The organism is Nitratireductor sp. GISD-1A_MAKvit (assembly GCF_040819555.1).
GTDB lineage: Bacteria > Pseudomonadota > Alphaproteobacteria > Rhizobiales > Rhizobiaceae > Nitratireductor.
In genome coordinates this window covers 421,424-439,530 of the sequence record NZ_CP161920.1, presented here as the reverse complement: position 1 = coordinate 439,530, position 18,107 = coordinate 421,424, and the positions used below count along the sequence as shown (strand labels likewise).

General features: G+C 62.2%; 17 protein-coding genes and 1 pseudogene. 13 read left to right on the top strand and 5 right to left on the bottom strand.

The annotated features are described in order from the left end of the window. Positions 1-24 precede the first annotated feature (24 nt). Positions 25-855, bottom strand: coding sequence for an alpha/beta hydrolase (locus AB2N04_RS03300; RefSeq protein ID WP_367717028.1), 831 nt, complete (start codon positions 853-855; stop codon positions 25-27). Between the two features lie 207 nt (positions 856-1,062). On the opposite strand from AB2N04_RS03300, the gene AB2N04_RS03295 reads away from it, so the two are divergent. The 13 genes from AB2N04_RS03295 to AB2N04_RS03235 all read left to right on the top strand — a co-directional run bounded on the left by AB2N04_RS03295 (position 1,063) and on the right by AB2N04_RS03235 (position 14,312). Beyond that, the gene (locus AB2N04_RS03295) at positions 1,063-3,354 is read left to right on the top strand and encodes a bifunctional salicylyl-CoA 5-hydroxylase/oxidoreductase (RefSeq protein ID WP_367717027.1); all 2,292 of its coding nucleotides are present in this window, start codon (positions 1,063-1,065) and stop codon (positions 3,352-3,354) included. 166 nt (positions 3,355-3,520) lie between these two features. Continuing rightward, the gene (locus AB2N04_RS03290; RefSeq protein WP_367717025.1) at positions 3,521-4,279 is read left to right on the top strand and encodes an SDR family NAD(P)-dependent oxidoreductase; all 759 of its coding nucleotides are present in this window, start codon (positions 3,521-3,523) and stop codon (positions 4,277-4,279) included. After that, a complete protein-coding gene (locus AB2N04_RS03285) occupies positions 4,273-4,749 on the top strand; it encodes a MarR family winged helix-turn-helix transcriptional regulator (protein ID WP_367717023.1) in 477 nt (158 codons plus the stop codon). Before AB2N04_RS03290 ends, AB2N04_RS03285 begins: the two co-directional genes overlap by 7 nt. Then, on the top strand, positions 4,746-5,558 hold the full coding sequence (locus AB2N04_RS03280; RefSeq protein ID WP_367717021.1) for an enoyl-CoA hydratase family protein: 813 nt from the start codon (positions 4,746-4,748) through the stop codon (positions 5,556-5,558). Before AB2N04_RS03285 ends, AB2N04_RS03280 begins: the two co-directional genes overlap by 4 nt. Next, a complete protein-coding gene (locus AB2N04_RS03275; RefSeq protein WP_367717019.1) occupies positions 5,558-6,700 on the top strand; it encodes an acyl-CoA dehydrogenase family protein in 1,143 nt (380 codons plus the stop codon). Before AB2N04_RS03280 ends, AB2N04_RS03275 begins: the two co-directional genes overlap by 1 nt. Before the next feature lie 9 nt (positions 6,701-6,709). Then, positions 6,710-8,329: an AMP-binding protein gene (locus tag AB2N04_RS03270; protein ID WP_367717018.1), complete on the top strand. Its 1,620-nt coding sequence runs from the start codon at positions 6,710-6,712 to the stop codon at positions 8,327-8,329. A gap of 2 nt (positions 8,330-8,331) precedes the next feature. Continuing rightward, on the top strand, positions 8,332-9,165 hold the full coding sequence (gene kynA, locus AB2N04_RS03265; protein ID WP_367717017.1) for a tryptophan 2,3-dioxygenase: 834 nt from the start codon (positions 8,332-8,334) through the stop codon (positions 9,163-9,165). A gap of 66 nt (positions 9,166-9,231) precedes the next feature. Beyond that, positions 9,232-10,368, top strand: coding sequence for an ABC transporter substrate-binding protein (locus AB2N04_RS03260; RefSeq protein ID WP_367717015.1), 1,137 nt, complete (start codon positions 9,232-9,234; stop codon positions 10,366-10,368). A 174-nt stretch (positions 10,369-10,542) separates the two neighbouring features. Continuing rightward, a complete protein-coding gene (locus AB2N04_RS03255) occupies positions 10,543-11,463 on the top strand; it encodes a branched-chain amino acid ABC transporter permease (RefSeq protein ID WP_367717013.1) in 921 nt (306 codons plus the stop codon). A 10-nt stretch (positions 11,464-11,473) separates the two neighbouring features. Continuing rightward, a complete protein-coding gene (locus AB2N04_RS03250; RefSeq protein ID WP_367717012.1) occupies positions 11,474-12,445 on the top strand; it encodes a branched-chain amino acid ABC transporter permease in 972 nt (323 codons plus the stop codon). Then, entirely contained in the window at positions 12,438-13,187 is a 750-nt protein-coding gene (locus AB2N04_RS03245; RefSeq protein ID WP_367717010.1) for an ABC transporter ATP-binding protein, read from the top strand. Before AB2N04_RS03250 ends, AB2N04_RS03245 begins: the two co-directional genes overlap by 8 nt. Next, complete coding sequence (locus tag AB2N04_RS03240; RefSeq protein ID WP_367717008.1) at positions 13,184-13,870, top strand: ABC transporter ATP-binding protein; 687 nt, start codon at positions 13,184-13,186, stop codon at positions 13,868-13,870. The genes AB2N04_RS03245 and AB2N04_RS03240 overlap by 4 nt, the downstream gene beginning before the upstream one ends. 34 nt (positions 13,871-13,904) lie before the next feature. After that, positions 13,905-14,312, top strand: a complete 408-nt coding sequence (locus AB2N04_RS03235) for a RidA family protein (protein WP_367717006.1) — start codon at positions 13,905-13,907, stop codon at positions 14,310-14,312. Between the two features lie 226 nt (positions 14,313-14,538). Here AB2N04_RS03235 and AB2N04_RS03230 read toward each other — a convergent pair whose 3' ends face one another. The 4 genes and pseudogenes from AB2N04_RS03230 to AB2N04_RS03215 all read right to left on the bottom strand — a co-directional run bounded on the left by AB2N04_RS03230 (position 14,539) and on the right by AB2N04_RS03215 (position 18,079). Continuing rightward, positions 14,539-15,414 carry a metal ABC transporter permease gene (locus AB2N04_RS03230; protein WP_367717005.1) on the bottom strand — a complete coding sequence of 292 codons (876 nt, stop codon included), beginning with the start codon at positions 15,412-15,414 and terminating at the stop codon, positions 14,539-14,541. Continuing rightward, positions 15,411-16,286 (bottom strand): metal ABC transporter permease, encoded by an 876-nt coding sequence (locus AB2N04_RS03225; protein WP_367717004.1) that lies wholly within the window; start codon positions 16,284-16,286, stop codon positions 15,411-15,413. The genes AB2N04_RS03230 and AB2N04_RS03225 overlap by 4 nt, the downstream gene beginning before the upstream one ends. After that, positions 16,283-17,189: pseudogene (locus AB2N04_RS03220) on the bottom strand (manganese/iron ABC transporter ATP-binding protein). Before AB2N04_RS03220 ends, AB2N04_RS03225 begins: the two are co-directional and overlap by 4 nt. Next, on the bottom strand, positions 17,186-18,079 hold the full coding sequence (locus AB2N04_RS03215) for a metal ABC transporter substrate-binding protein (protein WP_367717002.1): 894 nt from the start codon (positions 18,077-18,079) through the stop codon (positions 17,186-17,188). The pseudogene AB2N04_RS03220 and the gene AB2N04_RS03215 overlap by 4 nt, the downstream one beginning before the upstream one ends. Between the last annotated feature and the right edge of the window lie 28 nt (positions 18,080-18,107).

The window sequence follows — 18,107 nt, the reverse complement described above, 5'->3', positions numbered from 1 at the left end:
TGCGGCCAGACTTGGCCCATCGCGCTACGCTGTCAACAGACAGCGAACGATCTGATGGTCCGAATCCGCAAGCCCGTCAATGACATCGAAATGATGGCGGTCCGGTTCTTCCACAGCTGCGGTGTTTGCACCGAGCCCAACCCAGATGTTTGCAAGCAGGGCATTCTGGCGCAGAAACTCGGCCCGCTCCGAAGCCCCAACCCAACAGGTGAGGCGCACACCCGGCAGAGGCTGAAGCAGCGCCGGACTTTCGCTCCGCGCTTCTTCAGGCGTGATCCTCAAACCTTCATTCATGGCCGTGCTCATCATCGGACGCAGATCGTGCACACCGGAGATCGAAAGCACATGGCGCAGCCGTGCCCGCACCTCTTCCGGCAGCGGTGAGGTTTCGCACGCCATGCGCGTGGCGAGATGCCCGCCCGCGGAATGGCCCGTCAAGACGAGCGGGCCCTGAACACGCTCTGCGGCTACGGATACCGCCGCACCAATTTCGCGCACGATGCCCGAAATCGAATTTTCAGGGCACAGCGTGTAGGAAGGCATCGCCACCGCATAACCGCTGTCGACCGTGCCGGCAGCCAGATGAGACCAGAAACTCTTGTCGAGCTTCAGCCAGAAACCGCCGTGGATGAAAACCACCAGCCCGGCAGGCCTGCCCTCCGGCAGGAACAGATCGAAGCGGTTGCGCGCACCATCGCCATAGGGGAGGTCGAGCTCGGCTCGGCCGGCAGCGGAGAGCTCTTCACGATAGGCACGCGCGGGCTCCACCCAGGCGTCGGGCCAGCGATCACCCTGCGGAATATTGGCGCCATTTGCGTATGCATCGTCCCAATCCAGAACCTGGCGATAGAACACGGAAAATCCTCCCTTCGCGCACGCGGACAGGTATTATCCGGCTATGCACACACACTCTGTCAACATGGCAATGCGTGGTGTAGACTGCGCGGGTGACGAACATATTTCAACCTTAAAATTTCATACTTGAAATGTCGTCATTCCGGTGCAATGCTCCAAGCTCACAAAGCCAGGCGTAGAGCGATCCTGGGAGGAAGGAGCTCGAGCATGAAAGTCGCAATTCTCGGCGGTGGGCCGGCGGGCCTCTATTTCGCAATCTCCATGAAACTGCGCGATGCGGCGCACGACATCACGGTTTTCGAGCGCAACAAGCCCGACGACACGTTTGGCTGGGGCGTTGTGCTTTCCGACGAAACGCTCGACAATCTGGCAGAGAACGATGCGGTGAGCGCCGAGCGCATCCGCGAGCATTTCGCTTATTGGGATGACATCGCCGTGGTTCACAAGGGCGTGCGCACCCTCTCCACCGGCCATGGATTCTGCGGCATCGGACGCATGCGCCTGCTCATCCTCCTGCAGGAGCGCGCCCGCGAGCTCGGCATCAAGCTGGAATTCCAGACCGAGATCGACGACCCCCGCCCCTTCATGGCCGAGTATGACATGGTGCTGGCCGCAGACGGGTTGAATTCGAAGACCCGCGCCACCTTCGAAGACGTGTTCAAGCCCGACATCGATGTTCGCAAATGCAAGTTCGTCTGGCTCGGCACACATCAGAAATTCGACGATGCCTTCACCTTCATCTTCGAGAAGACGGAGCATGGCTGGGTCTGGGCACATGCCTACCAGTTCGATGACGACACCGCGACCTTCATCGTCGAGTGCGGACCCGAGACCTGGGAGAAATTCGGCTTCGGCGAGATGAGCCAGCAGGAATCCATCGCGGTCTGCGAGCGGATCTTCAAGGACCATCTGGGCGGGCACAGCCTGATGACCAATGCCAACCACATTCGCGGGTCGGCCTGGATCAACTTCCCGCGCGTGCTCTGCGAGCGCTGGTCGCACGAAAACATCGCGCTGATGGGCGATGCCGCCGCCAGCGCCCATTTCTCCATCGGTTCGGGCACCAAGCTGGCGCTCGAAAGTGCCATTGCGCTGGCAGAATATCTCCATACCGAGCCGACGCTCAAAGAGGCTTTCGAGAAATACGAGGACGCACGGCGGCTGGAAGTGCTGCGCCTTCAGTCGGCGGCACGCAACTCGCTGGAATGGTTCGAGGAGGTGGAGCGCTATCTCGATCTCGATCCGGTGCAGTTCAACTATTCGCTGCTCACCCGCTCGCAGCGCATCAGTCATGAGAACCTGCGCCTGCGCGATCCCGAATGGCTCTCGGACGCCGAAGGCTGGTTCCAGCAGCAGGCCGGTGCGGAAGACAACGCTGCCCGCCCGCCCATGTTCGCGCCCTACAGGCTGCGCGGTCTCACGCTGAAGAATCGCGTCGTGGTCTCGCCCATGGCCCAGTACAAGGCCGTCGACGGCTGCCCGACCGACTGGCACATGGTGCACTATTGCGAGCGCGCCAAGGGCGGCGCCGGCCTCGTCTATATCGAGATGACCTGTGTCAGCCCCGAGGGACGCATCACGCCCGGCTGCCCCGGTTTCTACAAGCCCGAACACGAAGCCGCATGGACGCGCATCGTCGATTTCGTTCATCAGGAAACCGATGCAAAGATCTGCGCCCAGATCGGCCATTCCGGACCGAAGGGCTCGACCCAGCTCGGCTGGGAGGAAATGGATGCACCGCTGAAAGAGGGCAACTGGCCGCTTCTGGCTGCCTCCGAGGTTTCCTGGTCGGAGAAAAACCAGACGCCCAGGGCCATGGACCGCGCCGATATGGACATGGTGCGCGACCAGTTCGTTTCGGCAGCACAAATGGCCGAGCGCTGCGGGTTCGACATGATCGAACTGCACTGCGCCCATGGCTATCTCCTCTCCTCCTTCATTTCGCCACTCACCAACCGGCGCACGGATGAGTATGGCGGCAGCCGTGAAAACCGGATGCGCTATCCGCTGGAAATCTTCCATGCGGTGCGTGCCGTCTGGCCTGACGACAAACCGATCTCGGTGCGCATTTCGGCCAATGACTGGGTGGGTGATGAAGGCGTGACACCGGAAGAGGCCGTGGAGATCGCCCGCATGCTGCAGGAGGCGGGTGTGGACATCTGCGACGTCTCGGCGGGCCAGACCTCGAAACGCGCCCGCCCCGTTTATGGCCGCATGTTCCAGACGCCCTTCTCCGACCGCATCCGCAACGAGACCGGCATGGCGACCATGGCCGTCGGCAACATCTATGAGCCCGACCATGTGAACTCGATCCTGATGGCCGGGCGGGCCGATCTCGTCTGCCTCGCCCGCCCGCATCTGGCCGATCCCTACTGGACGCTGCATGCTGCCGCCACCCTTGGCGACAAGGGCGTAACGTGGCCGGATCCCTATCTGCCAGGCCGCGATCAGCTCTACCGGCTTGCCGAGCGGGCCGAGCAGATGACAGGGAAGGTGTGACGATGTTTTCCGAATGCCGGCTCTGCCCCTCATCCTCACCTTCTCCCCGCGCACGGGGAGAAGGGGGCATAGACGTCGCCGCTTCGTGCTTCTCCCCGCACGCGGGGAGAAGGTGCCGGCAGGCGGATGAGGGGCATCGCCGAACTTCAAGGAAAAGGCCAGCACAATGACAAGTTCACGCCACGCACTCGTAACAGGCGGCGGAACCGGCGTTGGTGAAGCCGTCGCGCTTGCCCTCGCGGAAGCCGGCATTGACGTCACGATCTGCGGGCGGCGCGCCGAACCGCTGGAAAAGGTAGCCGCACAGCATCAACGCATCCACGCGCAGACTGCCGATGTGACGGACGAAGCCTCCATGCTGGCGCTCTATGAGACGGCGGAAGCCGCGTGTGGCCCCTTCGACATTGTCATTGCCAATGCAGGCACGGCCTCCAGCGCGCCGGCCCACCGCACGAAGCTCAAAGACTGGAATCGCATCCTCGACGTCAACATGACCGGGGCGTTCCTGAGCGTGAAGCCCGCCCTTTCTCCCATGGCAAAACGCGGCAGCGGACGCATCATCTTCATTGCCTCGGTCGCGGGCCTCAGGGGCTATGCCTATGTCGCCCCCTATGTCGCATCCAAGCACGGTGTCATCGGTCTGATGCGCGCGCTTTCCGTCGAGTTGGTGAAGACCGGCGTTACGGTGAATGCGATCTGCCCCGGCTATGTCGAAACCGAGATGCTGGAAGAATCCATCGAGCGCGTGGTCGAGAAGACCGGGCGCAGCCACGAGGAGGCCCGAAAGGGCTTCGTCGAAGCCAATCCCCACGGCCGGCTGATCCAGCCAGGTGAAGTGGCGGCGGCGGCTTTGTGGCTTGTCAGCCCCGAGGCTTCATCGATCACCGGCCAGTCGATATCCATTTCTGGAGGTGAAACATGGTAAGCGCTCCCCTGGCATCCGTGAGAACCGGGGCACCGGCGAAGGAACGCCTGCGTCTGTGGATCAGGATCCTGCGTGCCTCGCGTCTGATCGAAGCCGTTCTGCGCGAACGACTCAAAAGCCGGTTCGACACGACCCTGCCCCGCTTCGATGTGCTGTCGGCCCTCGACCGCGCCCCCGAAGGCATGGCGATGAGCGACATCTCGCGCTTCCTGCTCGTTTCGAACGGCAATGTGACGGGCATTGTCGAGCGTCTGGTAACGGATGGTCTGGCCAGCCGCACCAAGCGCGACGGCGACCGCCGCACATCCATCATCCGGCTGACGCCAGCCGGCAAGGAAGCCTTTTCCGCGATGGCCGAGGCGCATGAACGCTGGGTCGATGAGCTTCTCGGCAATCTGCCCGAAGACGAAGCACGGGCACTCGCGGGAACCCTGAAATCGTTCGAAAGCAACTGGGAGGGCGGGGTATGAGCGACATGGCGGGTTTAAAGCCACAGCATTTCATTTGGCGAATGGAAGGCAGCGTCGCGCTGGTCCAGCTTGACCGGCCCGACCGCAAGAACCCGCTCACCTTCGAATCCTATGCGGAGCTGCGCGACACGTTCCGCGCCCTGCCCTACGCGGATGATGTGGACGCGGTCGTGTTCCTGCCCAATGGCGGCAATTTCTGCTCGGGCGGCGATGTGCATGACATCATCGGTCCGCTGGTCGACATGGACATGAAGGGCCTGCTCGCCTTCACGCGCATGACCGGCGATCTGGTCAAGGCCATGATCGCCTGCAACAAGCCGATCATTTCGGCTGTTGATGGCGTGGCGGTCGGGGCCGGCGCGATCATCGCCATGGCTTCAGACATTCGCCTTGCCACACCGGAGGCGAAAACGGCGTTCCTCTTCACCCGCGTCGGGCTCGCCGGTTGCGATATGGGCGCCTGCGCCATGCTGCCCCGCATCATCGGCCAGGGACGGGCGGCGGAGCTGCTCTACACGGGCCGCTCCATGAGCGCTGAGGAGGGTGAGCGCTGGGGCTTCTACAACCGGCTCGTGGCTGCGGAAGCCCTGGAGGCCGAGGCGCTGAACATGGCGTCGCGCATCGCTTCCGGTCCGACTTTCGCCCATGGCATCACCAAAACCCAGCTTAACCAGGAATGGTCGATGGGTCTTGAACAGGCCATCGAGGCAGAAGCCCAGGCCCAGGCCATCTGCATGCAGACAAAGGATTTCGAACGGGCGTACCGCGCTTTCGTAGCCAAAGAAAAACCGGTGTTTAAGGGGGATTGATGCCTGATCGCTCCTTCCTCGACTGGCCCTTCTTCGAACAGCGCCACCGCGACTGGGCCGAAAAACTCGACGCATGGTGCGAAAAAAACCTCCCCGTCGACCACGGCGATGTGGACGCTGCCTGCCGTGACCTCGTTGGCCGGCTCGGCGAAGCCGGTTTCCTCAAACCCACCGCGCTCGATACGGCCAATCCCGGCCCGCTCGACGTGCGCACGCTGTGTCTCACACGCGAGACACTCGCCCGCCATGATGGCCTGGCCGATTTCGCCTTCGCCATGCAGGGGCTCGGCACCGGGGCGATCAGCCTGTTCGGCTCAGCCGAACAGCAGCAATGGCTCGACAGGACCCGCGCCGGCAAGGCGATCTCGGCATTTGCCCTTTCTGAACCGCGCTCGGGCTCGGATGTCGCCAATATGGACATGACCGCCACCCGCGCTGGCGCTGACTATGTGCTTTCCGGCGAAAAGACCTGGATTTCAAATGGCGGCATCGCCGATCTCTACACGGTCTTTGCCCGCACCGGCGAAGCGCCGGGCGCGAAGGGCATCTCCGCCTTCCTCGTCCCCGCCGACACGCCGGGACTGGAAGTCGCAGAGCGCCTTGACGTGATCGCGCCGCACCCGCTTGCGCGGCTTTCCTTCAACGATGTGCGGGTGCCTGCCTCTGCCATGATCGGCAAGCCGGGCGAAGGCTTCAAGATCGCCATGTCGGTGCTCGACGTGTTTCGCTCGACAGTCGGCGCGGCCGCACTCGGCTTTGCGCGCCGCGCGCTGGATGAAACACTGGACCGTGCCGGCAGCCGCGAGCTCTTCGGCGCGCCGCTCTTCGATCTGCAAATGGTGCAGGGCCACATCGCCGATATGGCGCTGGATGTGGATGCTGCGGCCCTTCTCATCTATCGCGCCGCATGGACCAAGGATATGGGCGCGCCGCGCGTGACCCGCGAAGCGGCAATGGCAAAGCTTTTCGCCACCGACCGCGCACAACAGGTCATCGACAAGGCAGTGCAGATCCACGGCGGCGACGGAGTGCGCCGCGGGCATATCGTGGAGAGCCTGTACCGGGAGATCAGGGCTCTGCGCATCTATGAGGGCGCATCAGACGTCCAGAAGGTCGTCATCGCACGGCAAATGGTGAAATAGGGAGGAAACATGCTCGGACCAACAGGTCATACCGACACCTTTGCGCGGGACAATCTCCCGCCGGAAGACCAATGGCCGGCCTTCCTTCTCGATGGCTTCGATTATCCCGACTATCTGAATGCCGGCGTTGAACTGACCGACCGCATGGTGGAGCGCGGTTTCGGCGACCGCGTGGCGCTGATTGGCAATGGCCGCCGCCGCACCTACAAGGAACTGGCCGACTGGACGAGCCGCCTCGCCCACGCAATGGTCGAGGATTACGGCGTCAAGCCCGGCAACCGCATCCTGATCCGCTCGGCCAACAATCCGGCCATGGTGGCCTGCTGGCTGGCCGCCACCAAGGCGGGCGCGGTCGTCGTCAACACCATGCCGATGCTGCGTGCCGGCGAACTCGCCAAGATCGTCGACAAGGCCGAGATCGGCCTCGCCCTGTGCGACACACGCATCAAGGACGAGCTCGTCGCCTGCGCAAAGGACAGCAAGTTCCTCAAGAAAGTGGTCGGCTTCGACGGCACCGCCAATTTCGACGCCGAGCTCGACCGCATCGCCCTCGACAAGCCGGTCCAGTTCGATGCCGTCAAAACCGGCCGTGACGATGTCGCGCTTCTGGGTTTCACGTCCGGCACCACCGGCACGCCCAAGGCGACCATGCATTTCCACCGCGATCTGCTGATCATCGCTGACGCCTATGCGAAGGAAGTGCTGCAGGTCACACCCGACGACGTGTTCGTCGGCTCGCCTCCTCTCGCCTTCACCTTCGGGCTCGGCGGTCTGGCAATCTTCCCGCTGCGTTTCGGTGCAACGGCGACGCTGCTCGAAAGTGCAACCCCGCCCAACATGATCGAGATCATCGAAAAGTATCGCGCCACGGTGAGCTTCACTGCCCCCACCGCCTACCGCGCCATGATGGCGGCGATGGACGAGGGTGCGGATCTTTCCTCGCTGCGCGTTGCCGTTTCGGCTGGCGAAACCCTGCCCGGCCCGGTGTTCGAGGCGTGGACGGAGAAGACCGGCAAGCCGATCCTCGACGGTATCGGCGCGACCGAGATGCTGCATATCTTCATCTCCAACCGCTTCGACGACCGCCATCCGGCCACCACGGGCCGCCCGGTCACCGGCTATGAAGCGCGCATCGTGGATGAAGAGATGAACGAATTGCCGCGCGGCGAGACGGGGCGTCTGGCCGTGCGGGGGCCGACCGGCTGCCGCTATCTCGCCGACGACAGACAGAAGGACTATGTGCGCAACGGCTGGAACCTCACGGGCGACAGCTTCTATCAGGACGAAGAAGGCCGCTTCCATTTCGCAGCCCGCTCCGACGACATGATCGTCTCCGCCGGCTACAACATTGCCGGTCCCGAGGTGGAGGCGGCATTGCTTGCCCATGCCGACGTCATGGAATGCGCCGTGATCGGCGCTGAAAGCGAGGAACGCGGACAGATTGTCGAGGCCCATGTGGTTCTGGCTGAAGGCGTCGCGCGCGACGACCTGACCGTGAAGCGCCTTCAGGACCATGTGAAGGCGACCATCGCACCTTACAAATATCCACGTTCCATCAAGTTTCTGGATGCCCTGCCGAAAACCGAAACGGGCAAGATCCAGCGTTTCCGCCTGCGGGAGAAGAACTGACCATGACAAGCCAGCCGGAGCTCGACGACGACAGGGCAGCGGAGATCAAGCCGCCCATGTCCTACAGCGACTATCTGCATCTGGACAAAATCCTCGATGCGCAGGAGCCCCTGTCCGAAGCGCGCGACGAGCTTCTGTTCGTCATCCAGCACCAGACATCCGAGCTATGGATGAAGCTTGCCATCACCGAGATCCGCTCCGCGCGCGCGGCCATTGCCGAAGACCGGCTGCGCCCCGCGTTCAAGATGCTGACCCGCGTGGCGCGCATTTTCGAACAGTTGAACAGCGCGTGGGACGTGCTGCGCACCATGACGCCGAGCGAGTATTCGACGTTCCGCGATGCGCTTGGCCAATCCTCGGGCTTCCAGTCCTGGCAGTATCGCTCCATCGAATTTCTGGCGGGCAATCGCAATCTGGCAATGCTCAAGCCGCATTCCGATCTGCCACAGATCACGGCCCGTCTCGAAGATATTCTTGCCGAGCCCAGCCTCTATGACGAAGCTCTGCGGCTTCTGGCGCGCAACGGTTTCGACATCGGTGCGGACGCAGAACGCTCAAGCTGGCGCGAACGGCGCGAGGCCAACGATCAGGTTCAGGCGGCATGGAAGGCGGTCTACGCGCGGCCCGACGAATATTGGGCGCTTTACGAGCTTGCTGAAAAACTCATTGATTTCGAAGATTATTTCCGCCGCTGGCGCTTCAACCACGTGACCACGGTGGAACGGATCATCGGGCTGAAACGGGGCACCGGCGGCACATCCGGCGTTTCCTACTTGCGCAAGATGCTGGATGTGGAACTATTCCCCGAGCTCTGGCGGGTCCGCACGGACATGTAACCGGGCACGGGTAACAAAGCCGCAAATAGCGGCGTCAATGACAAGGGAACGATTGGGAGACAGTTCATGAAGAAGCTACTTGCAGCAAGCCTGCTTGCACTTTCGGCAAGTGTTGCCGGAAATGCCTTTGCCGAACCGATCAAGATCGGCATGATCACCACGCTTTCAGGCGGCGGCGCCGGCCTTGGCATCGATGCCCGCGACGGTTTCATGCTCGCCATTGAGCAGTCCGGCAACAAGGAAGTCGAGGTCATCACCGAGGATGACGCGCGCAAGCCCGAACTCGCCGTCCAGATTGCCGACAAGATGATCCAGAGCGACAAGGTGGATCTGATGACAGGCATCATCTGGTCGAACCTCGCCATGGCCGTCGTGCCCTCGGCGACAGCGCAGGACGTGATCTATCTGTCGGTCAATGCCGGCCCCTCGGCGCTGGCAGGCGCAGGCTGCAGCCCCAACTATTTCAACGTGGCCTATCAGAACGACAATTTCCACGAGGCAATGGGCGAGGCCGCCAACAAGGACTTCAAGAAGACCTTCATCATGGCGCCCAACTACCCGGCCGGCAAGGATTCGCTGACCGGTTTCAAGCGCTTCTACAAGGGCGAGCTGGCCGGTGAGGTCTACACCAAGCTCGGTCAGACGGATTATGCCGCTGAGATCGCACAGATCCGCGCCTCGGGTGCGGATTCGGTGTTCATCTTCCTGCCGGGCGGCATGGGTGTCGCCTTTACCAAGCAATATGCACAGTCTGGTGTCGACCTTCCGTTGATGGGACCGGCCTTCTCCTTCAGCCAGGATGTTTTGCCGGCTATTGGCGATGCAGCTCTTGGCGTGAAGAACGCCGCGTCATGGGCCTATGATCTCGACAACGAGGCCAACAAGACCTTTGTCGAAGGTTTCAAGGAAGCCTATGGCCGCCTGCCTTCCGTCTATGCCGCGCAGGCCTATGACACGGCAAACCTCATCCTTTCCGCTGCCGAAAAGGCAAGCGTGAAGGACAAGGACGCCTTCCGCGCAGCGCTGAAGGAGGCGGATTTCGATTCCGTTCGCGGCAAGTTCTCCTTCAACACCAACAATCACCCGGTTCAGGATTTCTACGTCCGCGAGGTGGTGAAGGACGGCGACACGCTGACCAACAAGATCGTGGCCACCGCATTCACCGACCACAAGGACGCCTACGCGGCCGAGTGCAAGATGTAGGACAGCCTCCTTCTCCCCGCTGGCGGGGAGAAGGTGCCGGCAGGCGGATGAGGGGCGGGCGCCCATATTTGCAGATCATGGCGCAGCCCCTCACCCTCACCCTCTCCCCGTGAACGGGGAGAGGGAGGCCTCTAGGCAGCGCTCCACCTCAAAACCAGACGGCGAAAATCCCCCGTGACCCTCACCCTCCTCATAGAGCAGATATTGAACGGCCTGCAGTTCGGTGTGATGCTGTTCCTGATGGCCGCCGGCCTGACACTGATCTTCGGCGTCATGGGTCTCATCAACCTTGCCCATGGCTCGCTCTTTATGGTCGGCGCGTTTGCCTGTGCAACAGTGGCCGCGGCCACCGGCTCCTTCTGGCTCGGCCTTGTCGCCAGTCTTGCCGCCGCTGCCGCCGCCGGCGCGCTCGTTGAAATCCTGGTCATCAGACGGCTCTACCATCGAGATCATCTCGATCAGGTGCTCGCCACCTTTGCGCTGATCCTCATCTTTTCGGAAGGCACGCGCTGGGTGTTCGGCTCCTTCCCGCTCTATCTCGACATTCCGCAGCTTCTTTCAGGCGCGGTGCATCTGCCCGGCGGCGCGCAGTACCCAATATACCGTCTTGCAGTGATCGGTGTGGGCATTGCGGTGGCCGTGGGGCTTTATCTCCTGATCGGCAAGACGCGGCTTGGCATGCGCATCCGCGCCGGTGAATCCGACCGCGAGATGATCGGCGCGCTCGGCATCGACATCGGCACGCTCTACACGCTTGTCTTCGCGCTGGGCGCCGCGCTTGCCGGTCTGGCCGGCGCCATGGTCGGCGCGCTTCAGTCAGTGCAGGTGGGCATGGGTGAACCAGTGCTGATCCTCGCCTTCGTTGTCATCGTCATCGGCGGCATCGGCTCCATCAAGGGTGCGCTGGTCGGTTCCATTCTGGTGGGACTGACAGAGACACTTGGCCGGTTCCTGCTGCCGCATTTCTTCGGCCTGTTCATGCCGAATTCCGAAGCCGCTACCGTCGGTGCGGCGCTCGCCTCCATGCTGATCTACATCGTCATGGCCCTTATCCTCGCCTTCAGGCCACAGGGCCTGTTTGCGGCGAATGCGTGAGGGGCCGCACATGACACGCGAAACAATCTTCAGCATCGCCATCATCGCCGGCCTGCTTGCCGCCGCCTTCATCGCGCAGGCGATCGGGGAGACCTTCTACATCACGCTGGCAACCCGCATGGCGATCCTCGGTCTCGCCGCCACCGGTCTCAACATCGCGCTCGGCCTGGGCGGGCTGGTTTCCTTCGGCCATGCCGCCTTCTTTGGCATCGGCGGCTATGCGGCGGGCATTCTCGCCACCCACGCCTTCAACAGCGAGCCGCTTCTCCTCGGCCTGCCCGGTACCAACCAGATGATCATTATCTGGATCACCGGCGCCATTGCCGCCGCGCTCGTGGCAACGCTGATCGGCCTGATCTCGCTCAGAACCTCCGGCGTGTATTTCATCATGATCACGCTCGCTTTCGCGCAGATGATCTACTATTTCGCGATCTCCTGGCCCGCCTATGGCGGCGAGGACGGCCTTTCGATCTATGTGCGCAATGCCTTCCCCGGCACCAACACGCTCGCACCGATGAGCTTCTTCCTTATCTGCTTTGGTCTGCTGGTGTTGGGCCTCACCCTCTTCGCGCTCATTCGCGATTCCCGCTTTGGCGCCGCGCTGCAGGCCGGGCGGCAAAACGAGACACGGCTGGCTGCCGTCGGCATTGGCCCTTTCAGGGTGCGGCTCACGGCCTTCGTCATCTCCGCCATGATGACCGCCCTTGCCGGCGCGCTCTTTGCCGATCTGAACCGCTTCGTCAGCCCATCCATGTTCTCCTGGCACATGTCGGGCGAGCTGATCGTGCTGATCATCATTGGCGGCGTCGGACGGCTGGCGGGGCCGCTGGCCGGGGCCATCGTCTATGTCCTGTTCGAGTTCGCGCTTGGCGGCATCACCGAGCACTGGCAATTCTTCCTTGGCCTCATCCTTCTGGCCGTTGTGCTGTTTGCCCGCGGCGGCGTGATGGGCCTACTGGCCGGGAGAGCACGTCATGGCTGAACCCATTCTCGACATCCGCGACCTGAAAAAAAGCTTCGGCGCACTAAAGGCAACCGATGGTGTGAGCCTCGATCTCAAGCCCGGCGAGATCCACGCCCTGATCGGCCCCAATGGTGCCGGCAAATCGACCCTCATTCATCAGATCGCCGGGTCGCTCAAACCCGACAGTGGGGAAATCCGCTTCGAGGGCCGTGACGTGAAACCGCTCGACATGGCCGCCCGCGCCCGGCTCGGCATGGGCCGCACATTTCAGGTCTCGTCACTCGCCCCGGAATTCTCTGCTCTGCGCAATGTGATGCTGGCGGTGCAGGCGCGCGCGGGCTCCAGCTTCCGCTTCTTCAGGCCCGTCATGCGCGACCGCAGCCTCATCGAACCCGCTCATGAAGCGCTCGCCCGGGTCGGACTATCCGACCGCGCCGATATACCCGCGGCCGAACTTTCCCATGGTGAGCGGCGACAGCTCGAAATCTCCATTGCGCTGGCGCTCGGCGCAAAGGCCTTCCTGTTGGATGAGCCCATGGCCGGCATGGGACCCGAAGGCTCACAGGCGCTTACCGCCTTTCTTGACGGGCTTCGGAACGAAGCACCGATCCTTTTGATCGAGCATGACATGGATGCTGTCTTCGCCCTTGCCGACCGCATCTCCGTTCTCGTCTATGGCCGCATCATCGCCACCGGCACGGTGGATGAGATCCGCAACCATCCCGCCGTGCGCGAAGCCTATCTGGGAGAGGGCGCATGAAGCTCCTCGATGTCCGGGATCTGAAAACCTTCTACGGCAAATCGCAGGCGCTCTTCGGCGTCGAGCTGTCGGTCGAGGAAGGCGAGGCCGTGGCGCTGATGGGCCGCAACGGCATGGGCAAGACGACGACGATCCGCTCCGTCTGCCACCTCACGCCCGCGCAGTCAGGCAGCATAAACTTCGCCGGCAAAGATATAATGCGCATGAAGCCGCATCGCATCGCTCGGCTGGGTGTCGGGCTGGTGCCGGAGGGCCGCCGCTGCTTTCCCAATCTGACGGTAGAGGAAAACATCATTGCCGCCGCTCGCCCCGGCAGATGGACGCTCGATGCCGTGAACGTGCTGTTCCCGCGCCTTGCCGAGCGGCGCGACCAGTATGCGAGCACACTTTCGGGCGGAGAACAGCAGATGCTCGCCATTGGCCGTGCGCTTGCCACCAATCCGCGCCTGCTCATTCTCGACGAAGCAACCGAAGGCCTCGCACCGGTGATCCGGCAGGACATCTGGCGCGCGATCCGCACCATCAGGGCGGAGGGTCAGTCGATCCTCATTGTCGACAAGACACTCAGCGAGCTTCTGCCCGTGGCGGATCGCTGCGTCATTCTCGAAAAAGGCCGCACCGCATGGACCGGCGCGCCCTCAGCTCTCTCGGACGAGGTCCAGGAGCGCTTTCTCGGCGTGTGACCACGCCGTCGTTCCCAAGCATGAAGGAAATAGCATGACTGTCCCGCTTCACCAGATTCTCCAGCCAGCCGACTGGGTCCCCGCCAGGGGGTATTCCAATGGTGTTGTAGCACGGGGGCGCACCGTCTTCCTTGGCGGTCAGATCGGCTGGAACAGCAGCCAGATATTCGAGACCGACGATTTCATCGGTCAGGTGCGGCAGGCGCTGGAAAACATCGTCACGCTGCTGAAGGAAGCCGGTGCCGGCCCGGAGCATGTGGTGCGCCTCACCTGGTTCATCACCGACAAACAGGCCTACGCCACCCGGTTGCGCGAGCTGGGCGAAGCCTACCGCTCCGTCATGGGCCGCAACTTCCCGCCCATGAGCGTCGTGCAGGTCACCGCGCTCATCGAGGATGAAGCGAAGGTGGAGATCGAGGCCACTGCGGTCCTCCCAGACTAGCCGAACGACGCTCGGCGCAAGCACTTTGCTCGGGAGCCAGGCGCCCTCGCCCTTCGACAAGCTCAGGATGAGGGCTGTTTAACCCGCTCAGAAAAACCTTCGCACCACACACGGCAGCGTATGCCGCTGCGTCCACGTTTCACGCCGGAAAGAAGCATGGAGCTTCCAGTAACCCTCATCCTGAGCTTGTCGAAGGGCGAGGGTGCTTGGCTCCACACCTGAGGAGTTATCTCCCCACCCCCAGTGCGCCGCCGTCCACCTCCCGTGCCGCATCCTCCCGCGCATTGCGGCGGAGCGTGTAGACGAATGCTGCCACGAACAGGCCGGTCATCAGAAGCACGATCGTCGGCGCCGGCGCACTGTCGAGGAAGAAGCTCAGGTAAACGCCGAAGAACGACGAGAACAGTGCAACTGCCAGGCTCACCATCAGCATTCTGTCGAACCGCCTGACCAGCAGAAACGCCACCGCCCCCGGCCCGATCAGAAGCGCGATCGCAAGGATGATGCCGACCGCCGTGAGCGCCGCCACGATGGTAAGCGAAAGGATCGACAAAAGTCCGTAATGCAGCACCCGCACCGGCAGGCCAATGGCCTTTGCGTGCTGCGCGTCGAATGCGTTCAGCAGTAGATCCCGGCGAAAGAGCACGATCGCCACACAAACGAAGAGCGCGATGATGCCCGTTTGCGCGATGTCTCCCCACGTCACGCCCAGCATGTCGCCGAACAGGATGTGGTCGAGATGCACCTCGGTCTGGATCTTGGTGTAGAGCAGCAGCCCGAGCCCGAACATGCCGGAAAAGACCACGCCCATGATCGTGTCTTCCTTCACCCGGCTGTTTTCCTTCAGATAGCCGATGCCCACGACACAGGTCATGCCGGCGACAAACGCGCCGATGGCAAAGGGTATGCCGATAATATAGGCGATCACCACGCCGGGCAGCACCGCATGGCTCACGGCGTCACCCATCAGCGACCAGCCCTTGAGCACGAGAAAGCAGGAAAGCAGCGCCATGGGCGCGGCGATCAGCACCGAGATGATGAAGGCCTGCTGCATGAACGGAAACGCGAAAGGCAGCATCAGCGTGTCGAAAAAGCTGCTCATGCGCCCATCTCCTGCATATCGCCTTCCAGCGCTTCACGCGCCCGCCGGCGGGCCGCCAGAAGCCCGTGCTTCGGGGCAAACACGAAAGCTGTCAGAAACGTCAGTGTCTGAAGCACGACAATGATTCCGCCCGTAGCCCCATCGAGGAAATAGCTCGCATAGGCGCCGATAAAGCTTGAGAGCGCGCCAATCGCCACCGCAATGGCCACAAGCCGCGGAAACCGGTCGGTCAGAAGGTATGCCGTTGCCCCCGGTGTCACCACCATGGCGATAACGAGAAAGGCGCCCACGGTCTGCATGGCGGCCACCGTGCAGGCACTCAGAAGCGTGAAGAAGATCATCCGCAGAAAACCCGGATTTAGGCCGATGGAGCGCGCATGGTTCTCGTCGAAAAACGCCACCATCAGGTCCTTCCACTTGAAAGCGAGAACAACCAGCGTGACGCCAGAAATGATGACGAGCTGCAGCGTATCCGAGGGTGTGATCGCCAGCACATTGCCCAGAACGATGGTCTGGATGTTCACCGACGCGGGCGACAGCGAGACCATGAAAAGGCCAAGCCCGAAGAACGAGGTGAAGATCAGGCCGATGATCGCATCCTCGCGCAGCTTGGTGCGCTGATTGAGAAAGAACATCGCACCGGCCGCAAGCCCGCCGGCGAAGAACGCGCCAATGGAAAACGGCAGGCCCAGCATATAGGCGCCTGCAACACCCGGCACGATGGAGTGCGAGAGCGCGTCACCTATCAAAGACCAGCCCTTGAGCATCAGATAGGCAGAGAGGAAGGCACAGACGCCGCCCACCAGCGCACTCACCCACATGGCATTGACCATGTAGCCATAGGAGAAAGGCTCGAGCAGATAGGCGCTCATTTCCGGTCACCTGATTCCGGTGCGCCATCCTCATCGCCATAGATGACGAAGGGCCGCTCATCGTCGGTCAACACCGTCAGCTGGCGGGAATCCTCTTCCGCATCTTCATGCAGATCCGCCCCACCCAAAGTGAACTGGCGCAGCACACCGCCAAATGCCTTTTCCAGATTGGCGCGGGTGAAAACGTCCGGAGTCGGCCCCGAAGCCAGCACCGTGCGGTTGATCAGGACGGTCCGGTCGCAGAAGCGCGGCACACTGCCCAGATTGTGCGTCGAAACCAGCATGACATGCCCTTCCTCGCGCAGCGCCTTGAGGAGCGCGATGATGGATTCCTCCGTGCGCACATCAACGCCGGTAAAGGGTTCGTCGAGCAGGATGACCCGCCCCTCCTGGGCCAGCGCCCGCGCGAGAAAGACGCGCTTCTTCTGGCCGCCGGATAATTCCCCGATCTGGCGCTTTCGATAGTCAGCCATGCCGACGCGCTCAAGGGCGGAGGTCACCATCTCATGGTCCTGCCGCCGCGGCCAGCGCATGAAATTCATGTGGCCATAGCGACCCATCATCACCACGTCCTCGACGAGAACGGGAAAGTTCCAGTCCACCTCTTCGGCCTGCGGGACATAGGCAACCACATTGCGCTTGAGCGCACGGCCCTGCCGGCTGGCCCAGAATGGAGACCTCTCCCCGAGCAAGCGGCACGAAGCCCATGATCGCCTTGAAGAGCGTGGATTTTCCGCTGCCATTGACCCCCACCAGCGCTGCAATCGTTCCGGTCGGGATGGAGAAACTGGCATCACGCAGCGCCGTGTGTCCGTTCCGATAGGTAACGGCCACATCCCGCACATCGATGCCGGCGGACTGAACCGCCGGCTTTCTGTTCTTTTTGATCACGGGAGCATTCATTGCCCGGTCAGTCCTTCAGCGATCGTCTCGCTCGTTACCCGGAGAAGATCCAGATAGGTGGGAACTTCGCCGCTCTCATCGCTCAGCGAGTCCACATAGAGAACCCCGCCATACTTCGTCCCGGTTTCGCGCGCCACCTGCTGCGCCGGATCCGGCGATACCGTGCTTTCGCTAAAGACGGCCGGCGCCCCGGTTTCCCGAATCCGATCAATCACATGGCGCACCTGCTGTGGCGTGCCCTGCTGGTCGGCGTTGATCGGCCAGATGTAGAGCTCCTGCAGGCCGAAGTCGCGTGCAAGATAGCTGAACGCGCCCTCACTGGTAACCAGAACCCGGTGCTCCTCGGGAATGGCTGCAAGCCTTTCGCGGATCGGGTCCACAACGGCCTTGATCTGCGCCTTGTAGGCCTCGGCATTCTTCGCATAGACCTCGGCATTCTCCGGATCATGCTTCGAAAACGCATCGCGTATGTTGTCGACATAGGTCAGCGCATCGCTTGGCGACATCCAGGCATGCGGATTGGGCTTGCCCGTGTAGGGACCCTCCGCAATACCCATCGGCTCCACACCCTCTGAAACCACCACGCTCGGCACGTCCTTCAGATTGCGAAAGAAGCGCTCGAACCAGAGTTCGAGATTGAGCCCGTTCCACAGGATCAGGTCGGCGTCCTGGGCGCGCAGAATGTCGCCCGGCGTCGGTTGATAATTGTGAATCTCCGCATTCGGCTTGGTGATCGATTCGACCACCGCTGCATCGCCCGCAACATTGCGCGCCATGTCGGCGATAACGGTGAATGTGGTAACCGCCTTGAAGCGCTCGTCCTGAGCGAAAGCGGAGGACGCGGCGAGTGCTGCGACGATGAAAGTGGCCAATCCCTTGGCTAAACGCATGAATATCCCCTGAAACACATCAATCTGC

Bases quoted from the DNA above. Each gene is read 5' to 3' on its own strand.
- AB2N04_RS03295 (WP_367717027.1), top strand. From the start codon at position 1,063: ATGAAAGTCGCAATTCTCGGCGGTGGGCCGGCGGGCCTCTATTTCGCA.
- AB2N04_RS03290 (WP_367717025.1), top strand. From the start codon at position 3,521: ATGACAAGTTCACGCCACGCACTCGTAACAGGCGGCGGAACCGGCGTT.
- AB2N04_RS03285 (WP_367717023.1), top strand. From the start codon at position 4,273: ATGGTAAGCGCTCCCCTGGCATCCGTGAGAACCGGGGCACCGGCGAAG.
- AB2N04_RS03280 (WP_367717021.1), top strand. From the start codon at position 4,746: ATGAGCGACATGGCGGGTTTAAAGCCACAGCATTTCATTTGGCGAATG.
- AB2N04_RS03275 (WP_367717019.1), top strand. From the start codon at position 5,558: ATGCCTGATCGCTCCTTCCTCGACTGGCCCTTCTTCGAACAGCGCCAC.
- AB2N04_RS03270 (WP_367717018.1), top strand. From the start codon at position 6,710: ATGCTCGGACCAACAGGTCATACCGACACCTTTGCGCGGGACAATCTC.
- kynA (WP_367717017.1), top strand. From the start codon at position 8,332: ATGACAAGCCAGCCGGAGCTCGACGACGACAGGGCAGCGGAGATCAAG.
- AB2N04_RS03260 (WP_367717015.1), top strand. From the start codon at position 9,232: ATGAAGAAGCTACTTGCAGCAAGCCTGCTTGCACTTTCGGCAAGTGTT.
- AB2N04_RS03250 (WP_367717012.1), top strand. From the start codon at position 11,474: ATGACACGCGAAACAATCTTCAGCATCGCCATCATCGCCGGCCTGCTT.
- AB2N04_RS03245 (WP_367717010.1), top strand. From the start codon at position 12,438: ATGGCTGAACCCATTCTCGACATCCGCGACCTGAAAAAAAGCTTCGGC.
- AB2N04_RS03240 (WP_367717008.1), top strand. From the start codon at position 13,184: ATGAAGCTCCTCGATGTCCGGGATCTGAAAACCTTCTACGGCAAATCG.
- AB2N04_RS03235 (WP_367717006.1), top strand. From the start codon at position 13,905: ATGACTGTCCCGCTTCACCAGATTCTCCAGCCAGCCGACTGGGTCCCC.
- AB2N04_RS03230 (WP_367717005.1), bottom strand. From the start codon at position 15,414: ATGAGCAGCTTTTTCGACACGCTGATGCTGCCTTTCGCGTTTCCGTTC.
- AB2N04_RS03225 (WP_367717004.1), bottom strand. From the start codon at position 16,286: ATGAGCGCCTATCTGCTCGAGCCTTTCTCCTATGGCTACATGGTCAAT.
- AB2N04_RS03215 (WP_367717002.1), bottom strand. From the start codon at position 18,079: ATGCGTTTAGCCAAGGGATTGGCCACTTTCATCGTCGCAGCACTCGCC.